At 66.3% G+C, this 26,693-nt stretch carries 21 protein-coding genes; 13 read left to right on the plus strand and 8 right to left on the minus strand.

Features of this window, described 5'->3' with window-relative positions; all coding sequences use genetic code 11:
- Nucleotides 1-10: 10 nt before the first annotated feature.
- Both LQG66_RS17320 and LQG66_RS17325 read right to left on the minus strand, forming a co-directional pair.
- Nucleotides 11-940: a CobW family GTP-binding protein gene (locus tag LQG66_RS17320; RefSeq protein ID WP_231327397.1), complete on the minus strand. Its 930-nt coding sequence runs from the start codon at nucleotides 938-940 to the stop codon at nucleotides 11-13.
- A complete protein-coding gene (locus LQG66_RS17325; RefSeq protein WP_231327398.1) occupies nucleotides 937-2,430 on the minus strand; it encodes an amidohydrolase family protein in 1,494 nt (497 codons plus the stop codon). Before LQG66_RS17325 ends, LQG66_RS17320 begins: the two co-directional genes overlap by 4 nt.
- A gap of 277 nt (nucleotides 2,431-2,707) precedes the next feature.
- Between LQG66_RS17325 and ggt the strand changes: the two genes are divergently transcribed.
- Nucleotides 2,708-4,312 (plus strand): gamma-glutamyltransferase, encoded by a 1,605-nt coding sequence (gene ggt / locus LQG66_RS17330; protein ID WP_231327833.1) that lies wholly within the window; start codon nucleotides 2,708-2,710, stop codon nucleotides 4,310-4,312.
- A 3-nt stretch (nucleotides 4,313-4,315) separates the two neighbouring features.
- On the opposite strand, the gene LQG66_RS17335 is transcribed toward ggt, so the two are convergent.
- The 4 genes from LQG66_RS17335 to LQG66_RS17350 all read right to left on the minus strand — a co-directional run bounded on the left by LQG66_RS17335 (nucleotide 4,316) and on the right by LQG66_RS17350 (nucleotide 9,570).
- Entirely contained in the window at nucleotides 4,316-5,866 is a 1,551-nt protein-coding gene (locus LQG66_RS17335; protein WP_231327399.1) for a GMC family oxidoreductase, read from the minus strand.
- Nucleotides 5,867-5,952: 86 nt separating this feature from the next.
- Nucleotides 5,953-7,287 carry an acyclic terpene utilization AtuA family protein gene (locus LQG66_RS17340; protein WP_231327400.1) on the minus strand — a complete coding sequence of 445 codons (1,335 nt, stop codon included), beginning with the start codon at nucleotides 7,285-7,287 and terminating at the stop codon, nucleotides 5,953-5,955.
- Between the two features lie 150 nt (nucleotides 7,288-7,437).
- Complete coding sequence (locus LQG66_RS17345) at nucleotides 7,438-8,562, minus strand: GGDEF domain-containing protein (protein WP_231327401.1); 1,125 nt, start codon at nucleotides 8,560-8,562, stop codon at nucleotides 7,438-7,440.
- Nucleotides 8,563-8,733: 171 nt separating this feature from the next.
- Nucleotides 8,734-9,570: an SDR family oxidoreductase gene (locus tag LQG66_RS17350; protein ID WP_231327402.1), complete on the minus strand. Its 837-nt coding sequence runs from the start codon at nucleotides 9,568-9,570 to the stop codon at nucleotides 8,734-8,736.
- A 127-nt stretch (nucleotides 9,571-9,697) separates the two neighbouring features.
- Between LQG66_RS17350 and xylB the strand changes: the two genes are divergently transcribed.
- From xylB to LQG66_RS17405, 11 genes are all read left to right on the plus strand, one after another.
- A complete protein-coding gene (xylB, locus tag LQG66_RS17355; RefSeq protein WP_231327403.1) occupies nucleotides 9,698-11,170 on the plus strand; it encodes a xylulokinase in 1,473 nt (490 codons plus the stop codon).
- Nucleotides 11,171-11,297: 127 nt separating this feature from the next.
- On the plus strand, nucleotides 11,298-12,821 hold the full coding sequence (locus LQG66_RS17360) for a sugar ABC transporter ATP-binding protein (RefSeq protein WP_231327404.1): 1,524 nt from the start codon (nucleotides 11,298-11,300) through the stop codon (nucleotides 12,819-12,821).
- On the plus strand, nucleotides 12,814-13,854 hold the full coding sequence (locus tag LQG66_RS17365) for an ABC transporter permease subunit (RefSeq protein ID WP_231327405.1): 1,041 nt from the start codon (nucleotides 12,814-12,816) through the stop codon (nucleotides 13,852-13,854). Before LQG66_RS17360 ends, LQG66_RS17365 begins: the two co-directional genes overlap by 8 nt.
- A gap of 103 nt (nucleotides 13,855-13,957) precedes the next feature.
- Nucleotides 13,958-14,905 (plus strand): ABC transporter substrate-binding protein, encoded by a 948-nt coding sequence (locus LQG66_RS17370; protein ID WP_231327406.1) that lies wholly within the window; start codon nucleotides 13,958-13,960, stop codon nucleotides 14,903-14,905.
- 235 nt (nucleotides 14,906-15,140) lie between these two features.
- On the plus strand, nucleotides 15,141-15,926 hold the full coding sequence (locus LQG66_RS17375; protein WP_231327407.1) for a hypothetical protein: 786 nt from the start codon (nucleotides 15,141-15,143) through the stop codon (nucleotides 15,924-15,926).
- The gene (locus LQG66_RS17380; RefSeq protein WP_231327408.1) at nucleotides 15,923-17,281 is read left to right on the plus strand and encodes a hypothetical protein; all 1,359 of its coding nucleotides are present in this window, start codon (nucleotides 15,923-15,925) and stop codon (nucleotides 17,279-17,281) included. Before LQG66_RS17375 ends, LQG66_RS17380 begins: the two co-directional genes overlap by 4 nt.
- Nucleotides 17,281-18,030 carry a hypothetical protein gene (locus tag LQG66_RS17385; protein ID WP_231327409.1) on the plus strand — a complete coding sequence of 250 codons (750 nt, stop codon included), beginning with the start codon at nucleotides 17,281-17,283 and terminating at the stop codon, nucleotides 18,028-18,030. The genes LQG66_RS17380 and LQG66_RS17385 overlap by 1 nt, the downstream gene beginning before the upstream one ends.
- Complete coding sequence (locus LQG66_RS17390; RefSeq protein WP_231327410.1) at nucleotides 18,012-19,868, plus strand: DNA translocase FtsK; 1,857 nt, start codon at nucleotides 18,012-18,014, stop codon at nucleotides 19,866-19,868. The genes LQG66_RS17385 and LQG66_RS17390 overlap by 19 nt, the downstream gene beginning before the upstream one ends.
- A gap of 117 nt (nucleotides 19,869-19,985) precedes the next feature.
- Nucleotides 19,986-20,324 carry a Rieske 2Fe-2S domain-containing protein gene (locus tag LQG66_RS17395; RefSeq protein WP_231327411.1) on the plus strand — a complete coding sequence of 113 codons (339 nt, stop codon included), beginning with the start codon at nucleotides 19,986-19,988 and terminating at the stop codon, nucleotides 20,322-20,324.
- Between the two features lie 85 nt (nucleotides 20,325-20,409).
- Nucleotides 20,410-20,877 carry a J domain-containing protein gene (locus LQG66_RS17400; RefSeq protein WP_231327412.1) on the plus strand — a complete coding sequence of 156 codons (468 nt, stop codon included), beginning with the start codon at nucleotides 20,410-20,412 and terminating at the stop codon, nucleotides 20,875-20,877.
- Between the two features lie 147 nt (nucleotides 20,878-21,024).
- On the plus strand, nucleotides 21,025-21,423 hold the full coding sequence (locus LQG66_RS17405) for a hypothetical protein (protein ID WP_231327413.1): 399 nt from the start codon (nucleotides 21,025-21,027) through the stop codon (nucleotides 21,421-21,423).
- 58 nt (nucleotides 21,424-21,481) lie between these two features.
- On the opposite strand, the gene adh is transcribed toward LQG66_RS17405, so the two are convergent.
- The gene (adh, locus tag LQG66_RS17410) at nucleotides 21,482-22,999 is read right to left on the minus strand and encodes an aldehyde dehydrogenase (protein WP_231327414.1); all 1,518 of its coding nucleotides are present in this window, start codon (nucleotides 22,997-22,999) and stop codon (nucleotides 21,482-21,484) included.
- A 147-nt stretch (nucleotides 23,000-23,146) separates the two neighbouring features.
- Nucleotides 23,147-24,160: a helix-turn-helix domain-containing protein gene (locus LQG66_RS17415; RefSeq protein WP_231327415.1), complete on the minus strand. Its 1,014-nt coding sequence runs from the start codon at nucleotides 24,158-24,160 to the stop codon at nucleotides 23,147-23,149.
- 330 nt (nucleotides 24,161-24,490) lie between these two features.
- On the opposite strand from LQG66_RS17415, the gene LQG66_RS17420 reads away from it, so the two are divergent.
- Nucleotides 24,491-26,680: a methyl-accepting chemotaxis protein gene (locus tag LQG66_RS17420; RefSeq protein WP_231327416.1), complete on the plus strand. Its 2,190-nt coding sequence runs from the start codon at nucleotides 24,491-24,493 to the stop codon at nucleotides 26,678-26,680.
- The last annotated feature ends 13 nt before the right edge of the window (nucleotides 26,681-26,693 follow it).

A 26,693-nucleotide genomic window follows, 5' to 3' on the forward strand; every position in this document is an offset into this window, starting at 1 on the left:
CCTTCAATGCTCAGGACACGACGATGCGGCCAAGCAGCTCGTCGATCTCTCCGGCATCCAACTCTCCCGCGCGTCCGATCAGCACGAGTTGCGCCGTCAGCCCGTCGGCCGGCGGCAATGGCGAGGGCGCCAGGGTGCCGCGCGTGGCCACCGATTGGAACAGGATCGGCTGCGCGGGATGTTCGGCGAACAGCAGGATGCCCTTGATGCGCAGGGTGTGCGGCGCGAGCTGGCCGATCACCTGCTGAAAACGCTGCAGCGACAGCGGCGCCTGCGAGGTCCAGGTGATCGTGGCGAACGGCTCCGACGTGGTGGGAAGCTGCCGCGGCGGCGTTCGCGGTGCGCGCATGTCGCGGCTGAACAACAGGTCCGGCGCGACGACGCCGTGCGCGATCTCGAAGATTGCAGATTGCGGCTTGGTACGGCCGACGATGGCACGGACCTCGTCGAGCACAGCACGGTCGAGCAGATCCGACTTCGTCAGCAGCACGAAATCGGCGGCGCGCAGCTGCGACCGCCACAGCGCATCCTGCTCCAGATCAGGATCGTCGCGCAGTCGCTGCGGATCGACCAGCGTCACCACCGTCTCCAGCGGCGCCACCTTGAAGATGACCGGGTCCATCAGATTGCGGATGATTTCGGCGGGATCGGAAATGCCGGACGTCTCGATCGCGATCGCATCCGGCGCCGGATCGCGCTTGATGACGGCGGACAGCGTGCGCAGGAGATCGCCCTGCAGCGAGCAGCAGATGCAGCCGTTCTTCAGGCTGATCACCCCCTCCGAGACCGTCCCAAGCAGCTGCGCGTCGATGTCGACCGCGCCGAAATCATTGACGACGGCGGCGATGCGCCGGCCGTCCGGATTGGCGAGCAGGTGATTGAGCAAGGTCGTCTTGCCGGCGCCGAGCGAGCCGGCGACCAGCAGGACCGGAACGATCATGACAGCACGGGCCGGCGCACCGCCTGCCCGGGCCGGATGTCGCGCACGAGATTGCCGTCGGCAATGACGGCACGGCCGTTGACCAGAAGATGCCTGACGCCTTCGGACGGCCGGTTCATGTTGAGGAAGTCGGCGCGGTCGTGCAGGCTCGCCAGATCGAGCACGGCGATGTCGGCATCACAGCCGGCCTGCAGCCGCCCCTTGCGGCGCATCGCCGGCGTCGATGGTTCCAGAATCCGGGCCGGGATCAAGGTGCACTTGGCGATGCCGTCCATCAGCGGTACGGTCTTGCGATCGAGCACCCACTCGCGCAGGAACTTGGTGAAGGTTGCCGACGAGCGCGGATGCGACACCGCATCGTCCGGCAGCGGCCAGGCGTCGCCGGTGTATTGTGCGCCGTTCGTCAGGATCCAAGGCATCGCATCGGAGGCAATCGCGCCTCCCGGATACAGCACGGAGACGTCGAGCAGCTCGCGATGGCGCTGGTCGACGGCGACGTCGAGGAAGTGGATCAGCACCAGCGCGCCGGGGTCGCGCTCCTGGCGTTCGAGCAGTTCGTCGCGGCTGCCCAGACGATGGCGCTCGGCCACCATCTCGATGGCGTCATAGCCGGTCCCCATGCGCTGGCAGAACGCCGGATCGGCGAAGAATCCGGCGCCGACCACCGTCGAGCCGGTGCCATAGGGATAGGCCTCCACCGTGACCTTCAGGCCCTGTGCCTGCGCGGTCTGCACCAGCTCGGCGCAGCGCTCGACATCCTGCAGGCTGGTGCTGTTGAAATGGCAGATGTGCATGTGGGCGCCGGTCGAGCCGGCGAGCCCGATCAGCCGCGTATACGCATCGACCGAGCTGCGCGGATCGACGTTCGACATGTAGGCGATGTGGGTATAGGTCGGCACGTCGTGCTTCGCAGCCAGGCTGCACAGCTCCGACAGCTCCTTGAGCCCAGTCCCTGGCGCATAGGCATTCGGGAAGGCGATGCCGAGGCCGCCCTGCTCCAGGCCCTGCCGCACCCGCGCGACGATCTCTGCCGTCTCGGCGGCCGTCGCGACCTCCTCGACCCAGCGCTTGTCGCGCATCGCCTCGCCCATGCCCGAAATATTGGACGTGGTCTGCTGCATGGTCATGGTCGCGATGCGCGCGAAGGCCCAGCCCGTGGCTGCCCCATAATTCAGCGTTCGGCCGATCGCGGCCTGCTCGTCATACCAGCGCGCCACCGGCAGCACGCCGACCTCGAGCTCGAGCGTCGTGGTGACGCCGTCGAACGCCTGCATGCGGTCGGCCGGCAGCGACTGGCCGTGGGCGTGGAGATCGATGAAGCCGGGCACGACGGCAAGGCCCGCCGCATCGACGATGTGATCTGCTGCGCCGGCGACGTCACCAACGGCGGCGATCGCGCCATCCTTGATCGCGACGTCGGCCGCCGCGTCGAGCTGGGTTTCCGGGTCGAGCACGCGACCGCCGCGAATGATCAGATCGTAATGGGGCATGAATTCAACAGGCTCGCTCGTCAGGACACTACGTCACGCCTAACATAGGCCGATAACGATGGGAAATGAGCCCAGCGGGTCCATGCCCTCCGTACAGCGCATGACGCAGGGCTGCGGCGCCTGCCGCGCGGGTTTTCAGCGTCGCTGCGATCGGTCAGGATCAGCGGGAGCCCCATTTGCATCCTACCTGCCGGAGCCGTGCGTGACCTCTTCTGTCTCTTCGAACCGTGTTGCTCGCTTCACGTGCGAGAAGCAGCCTGCGATCGGCTCGCGCGGCATGGTGGTGACCAACCATCCGCTCGCATCGAGCGCGGGCACCGAAATGCTGATGCGTGACGGCAATGCAATCGACGCCGCCGTTGCGGCGCTGTTTGCGCTCACCGTGGTCGAACCGATGATGGTCGGCATTCTCGGCGGCGGGCTGGCGCACATCCGCCTCGCCGATGGCCGTCACATCGTGCTCGACGGCTTGAGCACCGCGCCGTTGCGTGCCGCGCCCGGCATGTATGATCCGGTCTCCGACGAGATCGCGCTGGCGCGCGAGACGCGCGGCCGCCGCAACGTCGTGGGCGCACTCGCCGTTGCCGTACCCGGCGCACTGAAGGGATGGTGCGCGGCGCTGGCACGTTACGGCCGGCTGCCGCTGGCCGAGGTGATCGCGCCGGCGATCCGGCTCGCCGAGCACGGCTTCATCGCGAGCCCCTATCTCAATGACTGCGTGCGGCTGGTCGCCCAGGACCTCGCGCGTGATCCGCATCTTTCCGCATTGTTCCTGCCCGGCGGCGAACCGGTGAAGGCAGGCATGCGCGTCGTCCAGACCGAGTACGCCGCATCGCTGCGGCTGATCGCGGCGCAAGGCCCGGACGCGCTCTACGACGGAGCGCTCGGCGCGGCGCTCGCCGACTACATGGCAAAGAGCGGCGGCTTGATCGCTGCGGCGGACCTCGCCGCCTACGGCGTGATCGAGCGCGAGCCGGTGCGCGGCACCTATCGCGACCACGAGATCATCGGTCCGCCGCCGCCCTCCTCCAGCGGCGTGCACATCGTGCAGATGCTCAATATCCTCGAAGGCTTCGACGTCGGTGCGCTCGGCTTCGGCTCGGCCGACGGCGCGCACCTGCTTGCGGAAACGCTGAAGGTCGCGTTTGCCGATCGCGCGGTCGCGACCGCCGACCCGGCGTTCGTCGACGTGCCGATCGAGCGCCTGACATCCAAGGCCTACGCCGCCGAGCGGCGGCCGCAGATCGACATGAGCTGCGCGCAAAGTTTCGGACCCGGACTCTCCCCGACCGAATCCGCCAACACCACCCACGTCACGGTCGCCGATGCCGACGGCAATGTCGTCGCCGCGACCCAGACCATCAACGGCCTGTTCGGCGCCTGCGTGCAGATCCCGGGCACCGGCATGACCGCCAACAACTACATGTACAATTTCGATCCGCATCCGGGGCGCGCGCTGTCGATTGCACCGGGCAAGCGCGTGTTCACCTCGATGGCGCCGATGATGGCGCTGCGAGACGGACGCCTGCGCTACGCGCTTGGCCTGCCCGGCGGGCTGCGCATCTTCCCCTCGGCGTTCCAGGCGCTGGTCAACCTGATCGACCACGGCATGTCCCTGCAGGAGGCGGTCGAGGCACCGCGGCTGTGGACGCAGGGCGGCGTGCTCGAGCTCGAGCCGGGCTTTCCCGACAGCGTGGCGCACGCTCTTGCCGCGCGCGGGCACGAGATCAAGCGCGAGCCGATCGTCGCCGGCGGCATGAACGCGATCGCGTTCGGCGATGATGGCACGCTGACGGGCGCGGCGTGCTGGCGCGCCGACGGCACGCCGATCGCGATCTCCGGCGGCCGCGCCCGCGCCGGACTGCGCTTTGCCATTGCTTGAGGCTTACCGCGTCTGTCGCATCATGCGCGCGATCGCCTCGCCGATCACCACCGTCGTGAAGTGCGTGTTGGCGCGGCAATCGGACGGCATGATCGAGGCATCGGCCACGCGCAAGCCGGCGATCCCCTTGACGGTGCCGTCCGGATTGACCACGCCGCCATCATCATTGAAGCCGCTCATGCGACAGGTCCCGGCCGCATGCTGGATGTCGCCGGTGACCTGGCGCAGCAGCGCGTCGAGCTCGACATCGGGCAGCGCAGCCGCCTGAGGCAACGTGAGATCCGTATCGCCAAGCCGGATCCAGTCGGCGATGTCGCGCAGCGCCGGCTGCACCGTGATCGTCGCCAGCCGCCTCACCGCGTCCCGCATCCGCGCGATGTCGCGCGGGTCGGCCAGCATGTTCTCCTCCACGATCGGATCCACGTCTGGGTCGGTCGAGGCGAGTTTCAGCGTGCCGCGTGAGAAGGCGTTGAACAGGCCCGCACCGATCGCGCCGGGCACGCCGATGCCGCGGTGATTGAACGCGATCAGGATCATGTCGCGCTTGCCGCCATCGGCGAGACCCGACGAATAGGTGACGCAGCAATTGGTGTGGCGCGTATCGCGATCGGTCGGACGCAGATCCTCGCGCAGCTGGATGGTCGTTCGGAACAGCGGATGATCGAAGAAGTGACGGCCGACCGGCAGGTCACGCACGACGGCAAGTCCCATCGCCCGCAATTCTTCAGCGGGCCCGATGCCCGAACGCAGCAGGATCGCAGGGCTGTGGATCGCGCCGGCACAGAGCACAATCTCGCGGGCGGCGATCTCGGTCACCCCCTGCCCTTCGATGTGAACACGCACACCGGTGGCGCGACCATCCGAGATCAGGACCCGATCGACCAATGCCCGGCCGCGGATCTCCAGATTGGCACGGCCACGCGCCGGCTCCAGATAGGCTTCGTTGGTCGAGATGCGGCGGCCGTCGCGGCTGTTGATCGGATAGCAGGCGACGCCCTCGCCATCCGCCCCGTTCACGTCATCGCACCAGGGATAGCCGCTGGCCAGCGCCGCATCGCGCAAGCCACGATCGATCGGTCCCCACGTCTCGGGCGGCGCACGATAGACCGGCAGCGGCCCGCCGCGGCCATGCCCCGCGACATCACCCAACGCTGCGTCGTCTTCGATCACCGAAAACAGTGGCATCACCTCGCGCGCCGACCATCCCGTACGGCCGCCGGCCGCCCATTCGTCGAACGCATCCGCGACGCCGCGGATGGCGATCTGGCCGTTCATCATCGAGCTGCCGCCGAGCCCCTTGCCGCGCCAATAAAACCGCATCTCCTGCCCCGCGACCCGGCGCGACATCAGTTGCGGCCACTGCCATTTCTCCTGGAATGCGCGATCGTGGATGATCGGAATCGGATTGGGCGTCGCGATCTCCCAGGGCACGTCGTCGGCCCGCCAATCCGCTCCCGCCTCCAAGAGCAGAACCCGCGTCCCGGGCCGTTCGGACAGGCGCGCAGCGACCGCCGCTCCCGCAGAGCCGCCGCCCACGACAATAACGTCATACATCGGATGAATTCTCGCACGTCCGGAGTATCGCAATCATGGACGGCCACCTTGCGCCGTCGGACGCGATCCGTGAAGTCCTTGAAAATTCAGGCCACCAGCATTCCAATGCAGGGCTGCGCCGCGTTCTCGGCCATGAGGCACGATGCGACGGCGATCACCTCGCGCGCCGACTTCCACACGCCGCCGCCACCCGCCGGTCCGTTGGTGTAGAGCGTCTCGACCTCGTTGCCGATCCTGACCGCGTCAGCCATGGTCTCGGCGCGCCCGGTGACGCGAACGCGCACCTCGTAGGGCTCGGTCCCATGCCCGAAGGCATCGCCATGCAGCGCGTTCATTCCCATCAGCTCGCAACGAAGCTCGCTGACCGGCACGCCCGTCAGCGCGAGCCGCTCGCGGACGATGTCGAGCGCCAAGCGGCCGCGTGCGACCGCACCAGGACCGGCATAGGAGATCTGGCCTTCGCCGACATAGGAGTCGAGGTAACCGACCGAGGTCTTCAACAATCCCGTCTTGGGCTTGCCGCGCCCGCCTGCGACCCGGACGCGATCGGGGCCAAGCTGTTCGACGGTGACTTCAGAAAAATCCGCCACCACGTCGGGCTGGAAATACTGCGCGGGATCGTGGATCTCGTAGAGCAGCTGCTCCTTCACGGTCGCCAGCGTAACGCGGCCGCCGGAGCCGGCAACCTTGGTCACGATCAGCTCGCCATCCTCGCGGACCTCGCCGATGGGAAAGCCGAGCCTGGCGAGATCTGGCACGTCCTTGAAGCCGGGATCGGCGAAATAGCCGCCGGTGATCTGCCCGGCGCATTCGAGCAGATGACCGACCACCGTGCCCTTGCCCAGCAGGTCCCAATCATCCATCGCCCAGCCGAATTCATGGATCAGAGGGCCGAGGAACAGCGCCGGATCGGCGGCGCGCCCGGTGATCACGACATCGGCACCCGCCGCAAGCGCCTCGGCGATGGCGCGCGCACCGACATAGGCACTGGCGGAGACGATGCGGTTGCCCAGGCCAGCGATGGTGTCGCCGGTGTCGAGCGCGACATCCTCCGTCTTCAACTGGCCCAGCACGTCGTCACCGGTGATGGCCGCGATCTTCAACCCGGCCAGTCCAAGCTTGCGCGCGAGCGTGCGCGTGACTTCGGCCGCGGCTGGCGGGTTGGCCGCGCCCATGTTGGTGACGACCCGAATATTGTTGGCGCGGCAGATCGGCAGCACGGCCTGCATCCGCGCGGCCAGCAGAGGATCGTAGCCGGCATTCGGGTCCTTCAACCGTGCCTGCTGGGCCAGCGCGATCGTGCGTTCGGCGAGACATTCGAACACGAGATAGTCCAGCCCACCCTTTTCGGCGAGCTCGATCGCCGGCTCGATGCGGTCACCCGAATACCCGGCGCCCGCGCCGATCCTGATGCTCCGCATTCGGCGGCTCCTCCTGATTGCTTCTTCGATTGTCGCTCTTGAGCCAGCACGATAGCGGCCGCGCGACGGCCTTGCCAGAGTCAGGCGTGGGGAATGATCACACCGTCAGCGCAACGCGCGCCAAAAAAACGGAACTTCAGATCGACCGCCCTAGTCCGCGGGCGCCAGCGCCGGCACCTCGCCGCAGCGCGCCCATTCGGCGGCGATGCCGATCTCCTCGTCGGCCCAGCACCATTGTCCCCCGCCGGCGCGCTTGGCGGCATAGAGCGCGCGATCGGCCTGGTCGAGCAGAGATTCGGTTTCGGCCTGCCGATCATCGGCAATCAGGATGCCCGCGCTCGCGCCGATCTCAACCCGCGCCCCGGCCAGCGTGAACGGTTGTGCCAGCGCCGTCACGGCGGCCTGGGCGAGTTCGAGCGCGGCACGGCGTCCGGCCGCAGGCAGAAGCAGCATGAATTCGTCACCGCCGAACCGCGCCGCAAGGCCGGCCTCACCGAGACAATCCTGCAGCCGCAGCCCTACCTGGCACAGCAGCTCGTCACCGGCCTGATGACCGAAGCGGTCGTTGACGAGCTTGAAGCCGTCGAGATCGACCGCGATGATCGCGACCGGACGATCGCAGCGGCCGAGCGCGGTGATGAAGGCGGCACGGTTGGGCAGGCCGGTGAGGAAATCCCGATGCGCCTGGCGCGCCAGCGCCTGCTGCGCCGTGATCCGCTCGGTGAAAGCCGCGGTGAGCCGGTAGGAGGTGCCGCGCAACGTAATCCAGAACAGCACCACCATGGCTGCGCCCATGCGATAGACCGGCTCGGGCTGCAGCAGGCAGGCGATCACGGTCGGGATCAGCAGGACGGCCGAGGAGGTCATCACGATCCAGGGGCTGACGCGGGAGACGATGCCGACGCAGAAGGCCATCGAGAGGCCGAAGCACATCCAGATGCCCGGACCGTCGCCGATCTGGAACGCGCGTGCCGACAATGCGCCGACGGCAAGACCGAAGGCAGCGGCGCCGAGCCCGTACAGGCGCTCCCAGCGAATGATGTCGTGATGATCGAGGCGATCGAACCGCGCGGCAAACATCACGAGCTTGACCACACGGAACGTGCCGACCAACAACAATGCGACTGATATCAGGGCATAGCCGGGATCGCGCGCAACCCACGCCATCACGGTCCCGATCACGACCGCCGCGGCCGAGATCGTCCCGACCAGCGGCATCGAGCTGTACAGCAGATGGGCCAGCTCGCGACGGATATCCGGGTCCAATCGATGCATCGCAATTCCAGTTCGCCAACGCGGCGCAATATCGGACCCGCCCCTTAATGAAATATCGCCGCACCTGCGAAGAGCTGCCATGCGCGGATGATGATTAAGAGATCTTGACCAGGGCGACCACAATTCGAGCGAAGGGCGGCCGCTACAGGCGGCGCGCGATGTCATCGACGATCAGCTCGCCCAGTTCTCGCGGAAGTCGCCGAACAGCGTGATGCCGCCGCACGCATAGATCGTCTGCCCGGTGATGTAGCTCGCCTCGGAGGAGGCGAGGAAGGCGAACACGCCGGCGATCTCCTCGGGCGTGGCGACGCGTCCCATCGGGATATGAGACTCGACGGCCGTGCGCTTGACCGGGTCGCCGGTCCAGGCTGCATTGATCGGCGTATCGACCGCGCCGGGACCGACGGAATTGACACGGATGCCGCGGCCGGCGAATTCCAGCGCCAAAGTCCGGGTGAGACCGGCCATTGCGCTCTTGCTGATCGAATAGGCGAGATAGCCCGGCTTCGGAACGATCTGGTGCACGCTCGAGCAGTTGATGATGTTGCCGCCTTCGCCGCGCGCAACGAAATGCGCGAGCGCGTGCTGGGCGCAGAGCACGGCGCCATTGAGATTGACCTCGAGGATCTTGCGATAGGTTTCGACGTCGAGCGCCTCGCTCGGCGATTCCCGCTGGAAGCCGGCGTTGTTGACGAGGCAGTCGAGCCGCGGCCAGCGCGCAAGCATGGTCTTGAACATGTCAGCGATGTCGGCTTCCACGCCGATATCGGCCTGCACGGTGAAGTGATCGCGCGGACCGTGTCCGCGCGCCACGGACGCCGCCCGAACCTGAGCCAGGGCCTCGTCCGCCGACGGCGACGGTCCACCGAAATTCAGCGCCACATGCGCACCCTCCTCGGCGAAGCGCACCGCGATCGCACGTCCGATGCCTTGCGCCGCACCTGTCACCAGCGCGTAGTGGCCGACGAGACGCGATGCGCGTTCGTTCGACCGATCGGATGCCTGCATGTCTCAACTCCTCGAAATGAACTCGCTTCAGCAGTCTGTCCCGCCATCGCGTTCGGATGGCCAAGCTATCAGGAGTCTGATATCGCTCCACTCCTTTCCGTCACTGCGCACGCAGGCGTGAGCCGTCATGTATCTCGGCATCGATCTCGGCACATCGGCCGTCAAGACGATCCTCGTCGATCATGCGCAGCGCGTGATCGCGAACCGCAGTCATGCCCTGACGATCGACGTGCCACGACCGGGCTGGGCGGAGCAGGACCCGGCCGCATGGATCGCTGCCGTGTTCGCGACCCTAGACGCGCTGAAGGCCGACTATGCACGCGAGATGGGGGAAGTCGCCGGCATCGGACTATCGGGCCAGATGCATGGCCCGGTGTTGCTCGACGCCGACATGAAGCCGTTGCGCCCCTGCATCCTGTGGAACGACGGCCGCTCGACGGCGGAATGCGTCACGCTGGAACAGCGCTGGCCTGCCCTGCGCGTGATCACCGGCAACAAGGCGATGCCCGGCTTCGCCGCGCCGAAGCTCGTGTGGGTCGCGGCCCACGAGCCGGCGATCTTCACGGCCACGCGCCTCGTTCTGCTGCCGAAGGCTTATGTCAGATGTGTGCTGTCAGGCGAGGCGATCGAGGATGTCTCGGATGCATCGGGCTCGCTGTGGCTCGATGTCGTCAAGCGCGACTGGTCGGATGACGGCCTCGCTGCGACCGGCCTGACGCGCGCGCAGATGCCTCGGCTCGTCGAGGGCTGCGCTCCCGCGGGTCGGTTGCGCAGCGACCTGGCGGAACGCTGGGGCATGACCAAGCGGCCGATCATTGCGGGCGGCGCCGGCGACAATCCGGCGGGCGCCGTCGGCATCGGTGCAATCCGGCCCGGCGCCACGTTCCTTACGCTCGGCACGTCAGGCGCCGTGATCGCGCCGGTCGACGCCGTCACCGCCAATCCCGACCGCGTCGTTCACACCTTCTGTCATGCGATCCCCGCGATGTGGCTGCAGGCCGGCGCAATGCTGTCGGCGGCCTCCTGCCTCGCCTGGATCGCGCGGCTGCTCGGGGCGACCGAGGCCGAGCTGCTGGCGCCGCTCGGCGTGCGGCCCGCGGCGCCGTCCCCTGTGAGCTTCCTGCCTTATCTGGCGGGCGAGCGAACGCCGCACGATGATCCGAACGCCCGGGGGCTGCTCGATGGCCTCAGCCACGCGACCGATCGCAACGCGGTGGTGCAGGCCGTGCTCGAAGGCGTCGCCTTCGCGCTGGCCGATTGCCGCGACGCGCTGACGGACACGGGTCTCGTGATTTCGGACGCGGATGCGATCGGCGGCGGATCGCGCTCCGATCTCTGGCTCGCGATCCTGGCCAGCGTCCTGAACATCCCAATCCATCGGCTGGCGGAGGGCGAGACCGGCGCCGCCTTCGGCGCGGCGCGGCTGGCGCGGCTCGCCGTCACCGGCGAGGCGATCGCCACCGTCTGCACGGCACCGGCCCGCACGGCGACGTTCAAACCGGAGCCTGGGCTCGCGGCCGCCTATGCCGAGCGGCTGCCACGGTGGCGCCAGCTCTATCGTCCGCGACGTGAGATCTCTCCTGAAACCATGGTCGACTGATCGCGTCGACGTGTTGCGTCTGCGTCGCTTCCATATTGTATTCGGCGACAGCCTCTAGTTTAATGACTACCCCGCGCCTGACGTCAACGAGCAGCGGGTGACAAGAGTACGTGCGCCGGGAGGCACGATGAGCGGTCCGATCCTCGAGATGCGCGGGGTGTCGAAGTCCTTCTTCGGCATCAAGGCCCTGCAGAAGGTCGATCTGACCGTCCATGCCGGTGAAGTCCATGCATTGATGGGCGAAAACGGCGCCGGCAAATCGACCCTGATGAAGATTCTCTCCGGCGCCTATCGCTTCGATCCGGGCGGGGAAATCCGCATCGAGGGCAAGCCGGCGCGCATCGAGGGGCCGCTCGGTGGCCGGGCCGCCGGCATCTCCATCATCTACCAGGAGTTGTCGCTGGCGCCGAACCTGACGGTGGCAGAAAACATCTATCTCGGACGCGAGCTGTCGCAATCGGGCCTGCTGGCGCGCGGCACCATGCGCGAGGGCGTGGGACCAATCCTGGACCGGCTCGGCGCCGATTTCACGCCGTCGACCCTGGTGGCGGAGCTGTCGATGGGCCAGCGCCAGCTGGTCGAGATCGCCCGCGCCCTGCATGCGCGCTCCAAGATCCTGATCATGGACGAGCCGACGACATCGCTGTCAGCGGGCGAGAGCGAGAAGCTGTTCGCGCTGATCCGCCAGCTGCGCGCCGAGGGGCTCGCCATCATCTACATCTCGCACCGCATGGACGAGGTCTATGCGCTCGGCGACCGCGTCACCGTGCTGCGGGACGGCCGGCTGGTCGGCTCGCTGGACAAGCCGGAGATGCGCGCCGACAGTATCGTGCGCATGATGGTCGGCCGCGATGTGTCGTCCTTCTACAAGAAGGATCACGACCCGCATGCCAAGCGCGACCGCCCCGTGCTCACGGCCGTCGATCTCGGCGACGGGCACCGCGTCAACGGCTGCTCGCTCACGGTTCACGCCGGCGAGGTCGTCGGGCTCGCCGGACTGATCGGCGCCGGCCGCACCGAGCTCGCGCATCTGATCATCGGCGCGACACCGAAAACGACGGGACACCTCGAGCTCGACGGCAAGCGCGTCGACATCGAAACCCCGCGCGACGCGCTCGATGCCGGCATCGCCTATCTGACCGAGGACCGTAAGGCGCTCGGCCTGTTCCTCGACATGTCCTGCGCCGACAACATCAATCTCGCCGTGATCGGACGCGACGCCAGGCTCGGCGGCATTCTCGACCGCGACAAGGGACGGACGCGTGCCGACGAGGCGTTCGCCGCGCTCGGCATCCGCGCGCCAAATCCGGGCGTGACGGTCGGCGGACTGTCGGGCGGCAATCAGCAGAAGGTGCTGCTGTCGCGCCTGCTTGCGATCGCGCCGAAGGTCCTGATCCTGGACGAGCCGACCCGCGGCGTCGATGTCGGCGCCAAATCCGAGATCTATTCGATCATCGACAATCTCGCCAAGTCCGGCACGGCGATCCTGGTCATCTCGTCGGACCTGCCGGAGATCCTCGGCATCTGCGACCGCGTGCTCGTGATGCGCTCCGGCCATCTCGCGGGCGAGCTTCAGCAGAGCGCAGCCTCACCCATCACCCAGGAAGACATCATGGCGCTGGCCACCGGGACGGAGCACGTGGATGCCTGACAACAGCCAAGCTCAAGCCAAGGTCGCTGCCGCGCCCGTCGTGCCGGCCGGGTCCGGCAACAAGCCGCAGCGCGTCCGGACGATGATCCGGGCGGTAGGAATGCTGCCGGTGCTCCTGATCCTGTGTCTCGGATTTCACTTTCTGGCCGACGGCCGCTTCTTCACGGGACAGAATCTCGGCATCGTTCTGCAGCAGGCCGCCGTCAACACCGTGCTCGCGGCCGGCATGACCTTCGTCATCCTCACCGGCGGCATCGACCTCTCGGTCGGCTCGATCCTCGCCGCCGCGGCGATGGCCGGGCTCACCATGTCCAAGCTGCCCGATCTGGGCGCGCTGTGGCTGCCGGCCGCGGTGCTGACCGGCCTCGCCTTCGGCGTCATCAATGGCGCGCTGATCGCGCTGTTGCGGCTGCCGCCCTTCATCGTCACCCTGGGATCGCTCACCGCCGTGCGCGGGCTGGCGCGGCTGATGGGCAGCGACACCACGGTGTTCAATCCCTCCATCCCTTACGCCTTCATCGGCAACGCCTCGCTGACGCTCATTCCGGGCGTGGTGTCGATCCCGTGGCTGTCAGTGATCGCGCTGCTGGTGATCCTGGTGTCATGGCTGATCCTGCGTCGCACCGTGCTCGGCGTGCACATCTATGCCGTCGGCGGCAATGAGAGCGCGGCGCGGCTCGCCGGCATCAAGGTCTGGGCGGTGCTGATCTTCGTCTACGGCATGTCGGGTCTGCTCGCCGGCCTCGGCGGCGGCATGCAGGCGGCGCGGCTCTATGCCGCGAACGGCCTGCAACTCGGCCAGTCCTACGAGCTCGACGCGATCACCGCCGTCATTCTCGGCGGCACGTCGTTCGTCGGCGGCATCGGCTCGATCTGGGGCACGCTGGTCGGCGCGCTCATCATCGCGGTGTTGTCGAACGGGCTTATCCTCGTCGGCGTGTCCGACATCTGGCAATACGTCATCAAGGGCCTCGTGATCATCGGCGCCGTCGCGCTCGACCGCTACCGGCTGCAGGGCTCGGCCCGCACCTGACGGATCCATCGGCGGGCGCCATCGGCGCCTCGCCGCAACGCTTTCTTCCACGGCCACTGGTCCGCCGTGCGTAGACGAACAGGAAGGACCAGGGAGGAAGCCAATGTTGAAGACGATATCGCTCGCCGGTGCCGCGCTGGCGCTTGTCATGAGCTCCGCGCCGTCGTCGGCCAAGGAGCTGAAATCGATCGGCGTGTCGCTGGGCTCGCTCGGCAATCCGTTCTTCGTCGCGCTGTCGAAGGGCGCCGAGTTCGAAGCCAAGAAGACCAACCCCAACGTCAAGATCACCGCGGTCGGCTTCGAATACGACCTCGGCAAGCAGGTCACCCAGATCGACAATTTCATCGCCGCCGGCGTCGACATGATCCTGCTCAACCCGGGCGATCCGAAGGCGGTCGGGCCCGCGATCAAGAAGGCGCAGGCGGCGGGCATCATCGTCGTCGCAGTCGACACTGCGGCCGAGGGCGCCGACGCGACCGTAACCACCAACAACGTGCAGGCCGGCGAGATCTCGTGCCAGTACATCGTCGACAAGCTTGGCGGCAAAGGCGATGTGATCATCGAGAACGGTCCGCAAGTCTCGGCGGTGATCGACCGCGTCAACGGCTGCAAGAGCGTGTTCGCGAAAGCGTCCGGCATCAAGGTGCTGTCGAGCGATCAGGATGCCAAGGGCTCGCGCGAGGGCGGGCTGACGGTGACGCAGGGCTATCTCACCCGCTTCCCGAAGATCGACGCGATCTTCGCGATCAACGATCCCCAGGCGATCGGCACTGATCTCGCCGCGCGCCAGCAGCAGCGCACCGGCATCATCATCACCGCGGTCGACGGCGCACCCGACATCGAAGCCGCGCTGAAGGATCCGGCCTCGCAGCAGATCCAGGCCTCGGCCTCGCAGGATCCGTTCTTCATGGCGCGCCGCGCCGTGCAGATCGGCGTCAACATCCTCAATGGCCAGAAGCCGGCCTCGACCGTCGAGCTGCTGCCGTCCAAGCTGATCACGCGCGACAATGTCGGCGAGTACAAGGGCTGGACCTCGGATCGGAAGGAGTAGGCTGCCGCCATCGCTCAGCATCGCGATTGATCGTATTGAGAACGCCGCCCTTCCCGGGCGGCGTTTTGCTTGCACCGTGTGCCGCACCCTTGCGGTTCCGGCTGAATGCCGCGAAAGACCGAGGATGACGGACTCGCGCGCCAGCATCAGATATGGCAAACAACGGCCTCGACGGGGAATTCAATCTGCGCTGGTGAGGTTGAAGCTGGCGGTTCTCCTCGGGGGATGAATGCCGATGGCTGCGACGCTCGATGATCTCTTGCCCGCGATGATCAAGGCCGGCGATGCCGGACTGAGCCTTGCCAAGATCAGGACGACATTCGGCGGCAAAGCGGCAGCGAAGAAAGTGTCGCCGGAACTGCGCGAGAAGCTCGCGACACTCGGTCGCGAAGGCGCGATCTGGGGACCGCTGAAGCAGGGCGTCGCCCAGTTATATTTCGCCAGCGGGCGCGGTCCTTCGATCGAGACGGCGAGCCGCGCGATCGTGACCCTGGTCGCGTCGTCCGGCGTCAAGTTAATCTCGAAGCCAGGCTTGGACAAGAAGGTCACGGGGATGAACAAGAAGTTCTTCTCCGACGGTCTCAAACACGCCGTCGCGAGCCAGGCCATTGTCGAACTGACCTGCGGTAGCTCGAAATATTATCTGCATCGCGACGTCGCCGCGGACTATTTCGGCTTCGAGGCGACGACGTCCGAGCCAGCACCGGCTCTGCTGCGGCCGCGCGATGGAGAGCCTGTCGCGGCTTCCGTGCTGACGTTGGACGACCTGCTCCCGGCCTATCGCCGGCTCAAGGCCGAACAGGGCGGCTTTTCGGCCGTGAAGATCTTTGATCTCATGAAGGCGAGCGGCGAAACAAAAGAGGACCTGCACCGCCTGCTGATCGATGAGACCAAGGCGGGACGTGTCACGATCCACCCGACGACCACCATCGACCTCCCCGCAGAGGAGATGGACGCCGGCATTCGGCTGGCCGGTTTCCCTGAGCCCTTCGTGACCGTCGTGGTCAAGAACGAGCCATGACCAACCCTTACGCCGACATGCAGATCAATCCATTCGAGGACGCCATTGTCCGCGAGCCTCGCGAGGTCACGTTTTCGGTCGACGGCCTGAACGACGCCCCCCTGAACCGCGTTCTGACCAAGTTCGCCGCGCTCGACCGCGGCGAACTACCGCGCAGCACTCCGGTCAAACCCGACCGAGCCCAACTCGTGGTGTCGCCGGATCGCGGCTACGGCAAATCGCATCTATTGGGGCGGCTGTTCACAGCCTTGGGCCGTAAGGCCACCAAGGTCTATCTCCGTCCGTTCCAGGATCCATACAAGGCCTGGCAGTCCATTCTGCTCCTCACCCTACAGGAGCTCGATCGTCCGGACGACGAGACCGCTGGATCCCCGAGCCAGCTCGCCTCCCTGGCCGTTGGAACGTTGGCGCATATCGTCGCGGATTTCGCTCAGAGCGGAGAACCTGAGATCACTGCAGCGGTGCCCGCGTTGCGACGTCTGGCAAGCGGAACGCTTCCGGCGGCGGAGCTGCCGGGCAGGCTGGCATGGCTTCGCGAGCTCTTTGCCGGCAACGGCCCGATCAATCGCTTGTCCGGTCTCCTGAGGAACCGGCACATCGATCTGCAGGGACATGAGAAGGCATGGCTGAAAGTTCTGGTCGCCTGTGCGTTCGATGAAGCCGACGGCGAACGCCGCAGCGCCGCACTCAAATGGCTCCGGGCCGAACCATTGGAGCCGGAGGAAGTCGAGCGTCTCCGGCTGGATCAGGCCGACAACGACGGACGCGGCGACGTCACCCCGCAGGAGATCAATGCCCTGAGCTTCCGCCGGCTGCAGGGCTTGTGTCAGCTGGCGTCCTACTATCGTCCCTTCATCTTCTGTTTCGACCAGACCGAGTGTTATGCAAGCGATCCGATGCTGATCAAGGCGCTCGGAAATTGCATCGAGCAGCTCTATGCGGAGCTTCGCAATCATCTCACCGTCGTGACGGCCAATCAGAGAAACTGGGTCGCCGATATCAAGCCGCATTTGGAGCCTCCGCATCGGGACCGCTTCTCTCCGGAAATTGCTCTTGAAGGCATCAACAAGGCCGGCGCACGCGAACTGATCGAGGCGCGTCTGAAGGATTGCGGAATGCCGGCCAAGGGCATCGCGCAATTTTTCGCGGACAATTGGCTCGAAGATCTGTTCTCGACCCTGGTCGAACTCGGTGTCCGTGCGCTGCTGATGCGCGCGCGGAAGACCGGTTCAGAGTGCTGGCACGCCCCAATGCTGCGCCACTTCCTCCGCAGACGCTCGACGATCTCTTCCAGGTCGAGCTCAACGGCATCCGCTCCCAGAAGGCGCTGCAGGCCTACAATCAGGACTGCTTGATGTGGTTCGCCAAGGACGTCGGCCAGGCCATGACGGGTGTGAAGGTCACGCGGACGTCGGGACGGCGCTACTTCTCGTTCGAATGGAGCTGGCCGGGCCGCAGCGTCTATTTCGCCTTCGAAGGCGGCGACCATTGGCGGCGCTGGAAGGCGATTGCCGACGAAGCCATCACGATGGCCAAGGCGCAGGGCGAACGCCGCATCCTCGCTTATGTGTTCCGCACACCGGATCTCGCCCGCGTGCCACGGCCGTCATGGGCGGTTGCCAAGGCGACCATGGACCAAGCCAGCAGCCACGGCTTTCGCATCGTTGAATTGACGATCGACCAGGTCTGCGAGCTGCATGCCGCGCGTGAGCTCTATTCGAATGCGCTCCAGGGCAACATTGCCTTTTCCGGCCCCGCGACGCTGGCCTGGCTGCAGACGCGGTTCGCACCGTTCCTGTCCGATATCGCCACCGCAGGACTGCCGATCGAGGTCCGCAGCGTCGATGCTGGTGGACCGGCCGCGAAGGAACAGCCGAAAATTGAACAGACCACCGCCGCGTCCGACAACCTCGACGGCGACAGCCTGCGCCGCGTGCTCGATCTCGTCCGTGAGCAGCGCATCGTCGACATCTCCGTCGTCCTCGACAGGCTCGGACGCGCGGAGCTGCGCGATCCGCTCTTGCGCAGCGTCGAGGCGCATCCCAATCTGAAGGCACATCCGGGGCCCAAGACCATCTTCCTGCAATGGCGCATTACAGCATAACGGCGACCGAGCTCACCTTTGCCGTCCTCGATCCGGAATGGCGCGCCCGGTGGCTCAGGGACGAGAAGCCGTCGACCAAGAGCTTCGCGCCGGCGGGAACGGCGCGTGCGATGGGCGTGCAGTTCCACAAGGAGGTCGAGAAGCTGGTCGGCTGGTTGACGGCCCGCGGCAGTCTGAAAACGGCGGCGCGGATCGATACGGTCGATGCCCTGGTCGATCACGTCTGGACCACGTCGTTGCAAGAGCTGACTGACAAGCTGTTCGCGGCCGGGCGCGGCGAGGACGCTGCCGCGTTCACCGAGCGCATGCGCCATTTCTGCGCGCGCCTGATCGCGCTGAGGCAGCAGACCCGCAGCTTCGAGAACTGGCAGGACATCTTCGTCGGCGCCGAGCAGGACCTGGCGCGCATTGCCGTGCCGGTCGGCGACGGCACCGTGGAGATCCGCGGCCGCGTCGACGCCATCCGCATTCATCCGGAGCGTCATCTCGAGGTCGTGGACTACAAGCTGAGCCAGGGCGCGCGGCAGAAGGCCGACCTCGTACAACTCGCGATCTATGCGCATCTCCTGCCGATCTGGCGCCCGGGCTGCGAATTCTCAGGCACGCTGGAATACTACCTGCCGGAGTTCCAGGAAGTTGCGGTCTCACCGGACGAGCTGAAGGACATCTTCACCGGCATGGTCGCGCCAGTACTGCAGGCGATGTTCGCCGGCAAAGCCAATATCTCCCATCCGGGCACCGCGGTCGCCGCACCGCCTGCCGCAAATCCGGCACCGCCTGCCGGCCCCAACCCGAACGCGTTGGGAACGTCGGTGGTCGACGCATTCCGCAGCTTCAATCTCACCGTCGAATGCGCTGATGTCATCGAGGGACCGCAGCTGATCCGGCTGCGGCTCACGCCGGGTCCCGGCGTCAAGGTGTCGTCGCTGGCCAACCGCGCCGCAGACCTTCAGGTGAAGCTCGGGCTCGCCGAGCCGCCGTTGATCAAGGCCGGCAAGGGTTTTGTCATTCTCGATCTGCCGCGGCCGGACCCGAAGCCCTGCCTGCTCAAGGACGCACTGGCGGGGCCGCTCGCCGCTGCCCTGAAAAGCACGGTGAGCTTTCCGATCGGCATCGACGTCGAAGGCAATCCCATCGTTGCTGACTTCGCCGATCCCAACACCTGCCACGCGCTGGTTGCCGGCTCGACCGGCAGCGGCAATAGCGAATGGCTGAAGGCAATGGTCGCGAGCATGCTGCTGCGCGGCTCGCCTGAGCAGGTGAAGATCGCCCTGATCGATCCGAAGATCCTGACGTTTTCGGGAGTCGGCGGCAGTCCCTATCTGTGGCGTCCGGTCGCCACCACACTGGCCGAGGCGCTGAGGATTCTGCGCGATGCAGTCAAGGAAATGGACGCGCGCTACCAGGTCCTGAACGGCGCAGGCGTCGTCAATCTCGGCGACTACATCAAGTCTGGCAAGACAGACCTGCCATTCCTGGTGCTGATCTTCGACGAATTCGCCGACCTGATCCTGGCCGGGCGCGACGACAAGAAGGAGTTCGAGGCCCTGGTCGCGCGCATCGCCGGCAAGGGCCGCGCCGCCGGCATCCATCTCGTGCTGGCGACCCAGCGCCCCGACCGCGCCGTCGTGACCGGCCTGATCAAATCGAACCTGCCGCTGAAGGTCTGCCTCAAGGTCGCCAATGCCGTGAATGCGCAGATCGTGCTCGACGAGCCCGGCGCCGAGAGCCTGTTCGGCAAGGGCGACCTGTTGTGCGATCTCGGCCGCGGCCTGGTACGTGCGCAGGGGCTGTTCATTCCGCAGCCGGAATTCCTCGCCGCGCTCGGGCGCAAATAGGACCGCGCGTCCACCGCCATGTCGCGTTTGCGACAACGACCCGCTGTTTGTTGCTGCTTTCCGCTGGTCCGGAATTTGCGTGAGCCTCGCTGACGATACCAATCAGCAGGCGATCCGATGGCTTTCACCGCAGTCTGTCCGACAAGCGCCATGACCGAAGGCGGCATGGGCCTGTACCAGGTCGGCAAGAAGAGCGTGCTCCTGCTCTGGCCTCATGGCGGCGAGCTGAAGGCCTATCGCGGTCGCTGCCCGCATGCCGACGTGCCGCTGACCGACGCGACATTCGACGGCAAGACCATCACCTGCCCGCACCATCAATGGGGCTTCGACGGCGGGACCGGCAAGTGCGTCACGCATCTGGTCCGCAACGCGCTGCACGCCTATCCCCTGCAGGTCGAAGGCAGCGAGATCCAGGTCGACGTCGGTCCGGTCAAGCCAGCCCGCGCGCCGGCCTGATCGCGCACACAGAGGATTGGGCCGAACGCCGGCCGAACCGCTGCACGCGCCATGGGCGGGACGCCGTATCGACGAGTTCAGCAGCATGACGAGCGCCGGGGAATGGGTGATCTGGAACGGGTCGATGGGGATCGTCGACACGGTCCGGCTCGGCCCCGTCGTCGACGACGCAACGGGGCGGCCCGTGCGGCTGGCGCCGCCCTATGACGTCGTCGGGCCATTCAGCCTCGACGAATTGGAGACCCACGGCCGCATCGTCTTCGGCGCATGCCTCGTCATGTCGCAACGACGCTGGCGCGAGGATCAGGATGCGCTGCGGATCGCAGCGCGGGCCGCGCGTCGCGCGCTGTGGGATCAGCTCGATCGCGACGAGGATGACGACGCTTTTCGCACCATCCTCGATCTGCCGCTGCAAGGCAGGCTGACGGCAGTGGACATCAAGGTGGCATTCCGCCGGCTCGCCAAGACCGCACATCCCGACGCCGGCGGCAGCAACGAATGGTATCGACGCATCTCGGAAGCCCGCGAGGCGCTGCTGGCGCAGTTGGACTGAATGTCGCGGCCGGCGTCAAGATAGAGGATTGAATCAGCAGGGCGGCCAGGACAACGCAGTTCGTCCGCAGTGAAGTTTCGGCTATATCGTCGTCTGACTTACGCCACGTCCGCACGACCGACCGATGTGCCGGAGGACTCGAGCCAGATGGACCTCTCGACCGAGGAATTATTGGGCCTATCAGAGCCGGCCCTGATCGCCGCCTATGCCGATGCCCGCCGGCGTTTCGTGCAACAGAAATTCGCGCGCGACACGCAGCGCGCACGGCTGGAATGGATGCGGGCCAAGGCGTTCGTCAACAGCTCCGGCAACGTGACCGAGCGCAACATGGCTGTCACGCTTTCCGATGAGCTCGCGCGCAAGGGCCAGGAAGTGCGCGAGCTGACGCGGGAATTGGACCTCGCCAAGGCCGAGGTCGACGTGATCGACATGGTGATCCGGCTGCGCGGCGCGCATGGGCTCTCGTCTCGACCATTGTCCACCGGACACGCCGATGAGCCCGGCGAGGGTCTCGCCGAGCCGGATGCGGACCAGGATCTGAGCTGACGCTCAAGCCGGCCGGAGCGCTCATGTCCGACCGGCTTGGCGCTCGGCTATCAGCCTTTTAGAAGAAGCCGAGCTTCTTCGGGCTGTAGCTGACCAGCATGTTCTTGGTCTGCTGATAGTGGTCGAGCATCACCTTGTGGGTCTCGCGTCCCACGCCCGACTGCTTGTAGCCGCCGAACGCCGCATGCGCGGGATAGGCGTGGTAGCAGTTGGTCCAGACGCGCCCGGCCTGGATATGGCGGCCGAAGCGGTAGCAGGTGTTGGCGTCGCGGCTCCACACGCCGGCGCCAAGGCCGTAGAGCGTGTCGTTGGCGATCGACAGCGCCTCGTCCTCGGTCTTGAATGTCGTGACCGAGACGACGGGTCCGAAGATCTCCTCCTGGAACACGCGCATCTTGTTGTGCCCCTTGAACACCGTCGGCTTGACGTAGTAGCCGCCGGCGAGATCGCCGCCGAGCACATTGCGCTCGCCGCCGATCAGGAGCTGCGCGCCCTCGTTCTTGCCGATGTCGATGTAGGACAGGATCTTGGACATCTGCTCGGCGGAGGCCTGCGCACCGATCATGGTCGCCGGATCGAGCGGGCTGCCCTGCACGATCGCACCAACGCGCTTCAGCGCACGCTCCATGAATCGCTCATAGATCGATTCGTGAATGAGCGCGCGGCTCGGGCAGGTGCAGACCTCGCCCTGGTTGAGCGCGAACATCACGAAGCCCTCGATCGCCTTGTCGAGGAAGTCGTCATCCTCCGCGCAGACGTCCTTGAAGAAGATGTTCGGCGACTTGCCGCCAAGCTCGAGCGTGACCGGGATCAGGTTCTGCGAGGCATATTGCATGATCAGCCGCCCCGTCGAGGTCTCACCGGTGAAGGCGATCTTGGCGATGCGGTTGGACGACGCCAGCGGCTTGCCGGCCTCCAGGCCGAAGCCGTTGACGACGTTGAGCACGCCGGCAGGCAGGAGATCGCCGATCAGCTCCATCCAGACCATGATCGAGGCCGGCGTCTGCTCGGCCGGTTTCATCACGACGCAGTTGCCGGCGGCGATCGCCGGCGCGAGCTTCCACGCCGCCATCAGGATCGGGAAGTTCCAGGGGATGATCTGGCCGACGACGCCGAGCGGCTCGTGGAAATGATAGGCGATGGTGTCGTGGTCGATCTCTGCGATCGAGCCTTCCTGGGCGCGGATCACGCCGGCAAAATAGCGGAAGTGATCGATGGCAAGCGGGATGTCGGCCGCGGTGGTCTCGCGGATCGGCTTGCCATTGTCCCAGGTCTCGGCGAGCGCGAGCGTGCCGAGATTGGCCTCCATGCGGTCTGCGATCCGGTTGAGGACCATCGCGCGCTCAGTGACGCTGGTGCGCGCCCAGCCGTCCTTGGCGGCATGCGCGGCGTCGAGCGCGGCCTCGATGTCGGACGCATCGGAGCGCGCGATCTCGCACACCGGCTGGCCGGTGATCGGCGAGATGTTGTCGAAGTATTTGCCGGCGTTGGGGGCCTTCCAGGCGCCGCCGATGAAGTTGTCGTAACGCGCAGCGAAAGGCGGCTTGAGCGCCGCATTGACGTCAACCTTGGTCATTGTTCTCTCCCATTCACGCCGATGCACACGGCGTTGGGGAGAGGCTCGATCAAACGGCGTTCGGAGACCAGAGGCCGGGACGACCGCATCCGCGGAAGTGTCGCAGTTCTGCGACAGGTTGGCACCCGATCGGCGATCGCAGGGGCATCACCGCTCGAACCCGAGCCGCTTCATCTTCCGGTGCAGGGTCGCGCGCGACAGGTCGAGCTCCTTCGCGGCCTTGGAGACGTTGCCGCCGGCACGCGCCAGCGCGCGCTTCAGCACGGCGCGCTCGGCCGCGTCGATGTCATCGCCCTCAGCGCGCGTTCCCTTGATGAGATCGCCGGCGGGAACGGGACGCACCAGCGTGGACAGACCGAGCGTGCGGCGCGCCGAGCGCGTCGCACCGATGACCAGGTCGTTGCGATCGACCGCGAGCAGTGAGTTGACCTCGCGCTCGCTGTCCGGCGTGAGCACGATGCGCGCATCGGGAAAGGCCTGACGGAAATTCTCCGCCTCAATCATACGCGCGGCATCCGCCACCGTGGTCGCGATCAGACGGCCGAAGCCTTCGGTGAGATCGGTGCGGCAGGAGGACACGTCCAGCGCGGCCCTGAGCTGGCCATGTTCGTCGAAGATCGGCGCCGTTGTGCAGAACAGCCGGGCGTTGCGGGCGAGGTAATGCTGATCACGGTCGATCGTGAGCGGCCGCTTCTCGACCAGGCAGGTGCCGATCGCGTTGGTGCCCTCGTGCCGCTCGCTCCACACTGCGCCGGTCCACAGCCCCCAGGATTCGAACGTGGCGTCGTCGCCGCGCGCGCCGCGGCGCTCGACCACGGTGCCATCGGCATCGGCGAGCAGCACGGAGCAGCCGACGCCGCCGACGGCCAGGAACAGCCGCTCGAGGCTCGCCTGCGCGATCACGAGCAGCCGCCCGAGCCGGGCGCGCGCGTCCGCGATTTCGGCCGCCGTCAGGCGGGCTGGCAGCTTCGGCGTGGCGGGATCGAGCGCATGGAGATGGCCGGAGCGGCGCCATGATGCCGCCAGCGCCGAGACCGCCGGCGTGCCTTTGTCTGCTTTGCTGTCAGCGCTGGTCGCAGGCCTGTCGTCAGACTTCGCATCGCCCTTGGCCAGGATGTCCAGGATGCGATCTGAATGGGCATTCCCGGGCGAACGCCCCATCTCCCTCCTCCCGGCTTTCCTACCGCGGTTTGCGCAGCTTATTACCAGACTAGCGCAACTACAGCACCGCAGTTTGACCGGCGTCAAGGAACGCGGATCGGGAACGTCCCTCCCCCCCCCCGGTGACGGCAATCGCACCGGCACCAATGCCCCGGATGACTACGGGATGTCGCAACGCTGCGACACTCTCTCGCCCGAACGGGACCGAGGGCCCCCGAACGAAACCAGTTCGTCAAACCGCGTTAATCCCAATTCCGGATGGTTCCCGCATGCGCTTCGCACGGACGAGCTTCATTGGCGGTCTCGCGCTGGCGACCATGAGAGGAAAACATGCGCCTATCCTTTGCGGCAATACGCTCCATCCAGACCAAGATTGCCCTAATTGCGGGCGTCTGCCTCGCGCTCACCTGCGTCATCCTGATCGGCTACAGCCTGTTCTCGACGCAGGGCATGAACCAGTACGTCAATCACGAAGTGATGCAGCTGGTCGATCGGCAGACCAAGGAGAGCCTGATGAACCGGGCCTCCGCCGAGGCCAACGTCATCAAGGCCGAGCTGGAGGTGGGATTTGATGCGGCGCGGACGATGGCGCAGTCGTTTGCGGTGTTGGCGGATGACAAGAACGGCACCCCCGTGAGCGCACGCCGCGCGCAACTCAACGGCGTTCTGCGGCGCGTCCTGGAGCTCAATCCGGCCTTCAACGGCACCTACTCGGCATGGGAGTCCGATGCGCTGGACGGCAACGACACTGCTTTCAAGGCGCGCAAGGAGGTCGGATCGGATCATACCGGCCGCTTCCTGCCCTATTGGACCCGAAGCGCCAGCGGCGCGATTGCCGTTCAACCGCTCGTCGAGTACGACAGCAGTGAACGTCACCAGAATGGCCTGGTAAAGGGCGCCTGGTACATCAATCCGAGCGCCACCGGAAAGGAGAACATTCTCGGACCCCTGCCCTATATCGTCCAGGGCAAGCCGGTGTTCCTGGCCACGATGTCGGTGCCCGTCATGATCGACGGCAAATTCCGCGGCCTCGCCGGCGCCGACTACAACCTCGAATTCGTCCAGAACCTGGCGGTCAAGATCAATACGTCCCTGTTCGACGGCAAGGGCAAGGTCGTGATCCTCAACGACACCGGCCTGGTGGTCGCCGACAGCGCCAATCAGGCCGTCATCGGCAAGTCCGCCTCGGAAGCCGATGCGCGCTGGACCGACAGCGCCGCCATCGTCCGCGCGGGCAAGGGCACCGTTCTCGACGAGCCCACCAATCCCAACGTCGACATCTACGCGCCGATCAAGTTCGGTCTCACCGACACGCCATGGTCGGTCGTGATCTCGATCCCGCGCGATGTCGTCCTGGCCTCGGCAAGGCAGCTCGACGCCTCCCTGAGCGGCCGCTCGACCGCCAACACGTTCTGGCAGCTTGGTGTAGGCACTGTGATCACCGCGCTCGCGATCTTCCTCATCTGGGCGGCGGCGCGGAGCATTGCGCGTCCGATCCGGGACTGCGCCATATTCGCCAACGGCATCGCCAAAGGTGACTTCAATCAGACCCTGACCATTGATCAGGCCGACGAGGTGGGAGCACTCGCCACCTCCCTGAAAGCCATGCAGGGGGATCTGAAGCAGAGCATCGCGCAGCGGGCCGAGGATCAGGCCGCCGCAGACGCGCAACGACGCCGCGCGATGAACGAAATGGCGGATCAGTTCGAGGCGTCGGTAGGCGGCATCGTCGAAACGGTGTCCACAGCATCGAACACGCTGGAGACGTCGGCGGGAACGCTGACCGCAACCGCGGAGCAGGCCCAGGGGCTTGCCACAACGGTCGCCGTGGCATCGGAGCAGGCGTCGACCAACGTGCAGTCGGTCGCCTCGGCGACCGAGGAGATGGCGTCCTCGGTGACCGAGATCAGCCGTCAGGTGCAGCAATCCGCGCGCATGGCCAACGAGGCAGTCACTCAGGCGCGGACCACGACCGGGCGGGTCGGCGAGCTTTCGAAGGCGGCGGCGCGGATCGGCGACGTGGTCGAGCTCATCAACACGATCGCCGGCCAGACCAATCTGCTCGCCCTCAACGCAACCATCGAGGCGGCGCGGGCGGGCGATGCCGGACGCGGCTTCGCGGTGGTCGCCACCGAGGTCAAGGCGCTCGCCGAGCAGACGGCGAAAGCGACGGGAGACATCGGCCAGCAGATCGCCGGCATCCAGACAGCCACCCAGGAGTCGGTGGGCGCGATCCGGGAGATCAGCGAGACAATCGAACGCCTGTCGGAGATTTCGGCCACGATCGCCGCCGCCGTCGAGGAACAGGGGGCGGCAACGCAGGAGATCTCGCGCAACGTCCAGCAGGCGGCCCAGGGCACCCAGCAGGTCTCGTCGAACATCACCGACGTGCAGCGTGGTGCAACCGACACCGGGACGGCCTCCTCCGAGGTGCTTTCGGCTGCGAGATTGCTGTCGCGGGACAGTGGCCGCCTCAGGGATGAAGTCAGCAAATTCCTGACGTCGGTGCGGGCGAGCTGAGAGGCAATCACGG

The sequence above is a fragment of the Bradyrhizobium ontarionense genome (genome assembly GCF_021088345.1).
GTDB lineage: Bacteria > Pseudomonadota > Alphaproteobacteria > Rhizobiales > Xanthobacteraceae > Bradyrhizobium > Bradyrhizobium ontarionense.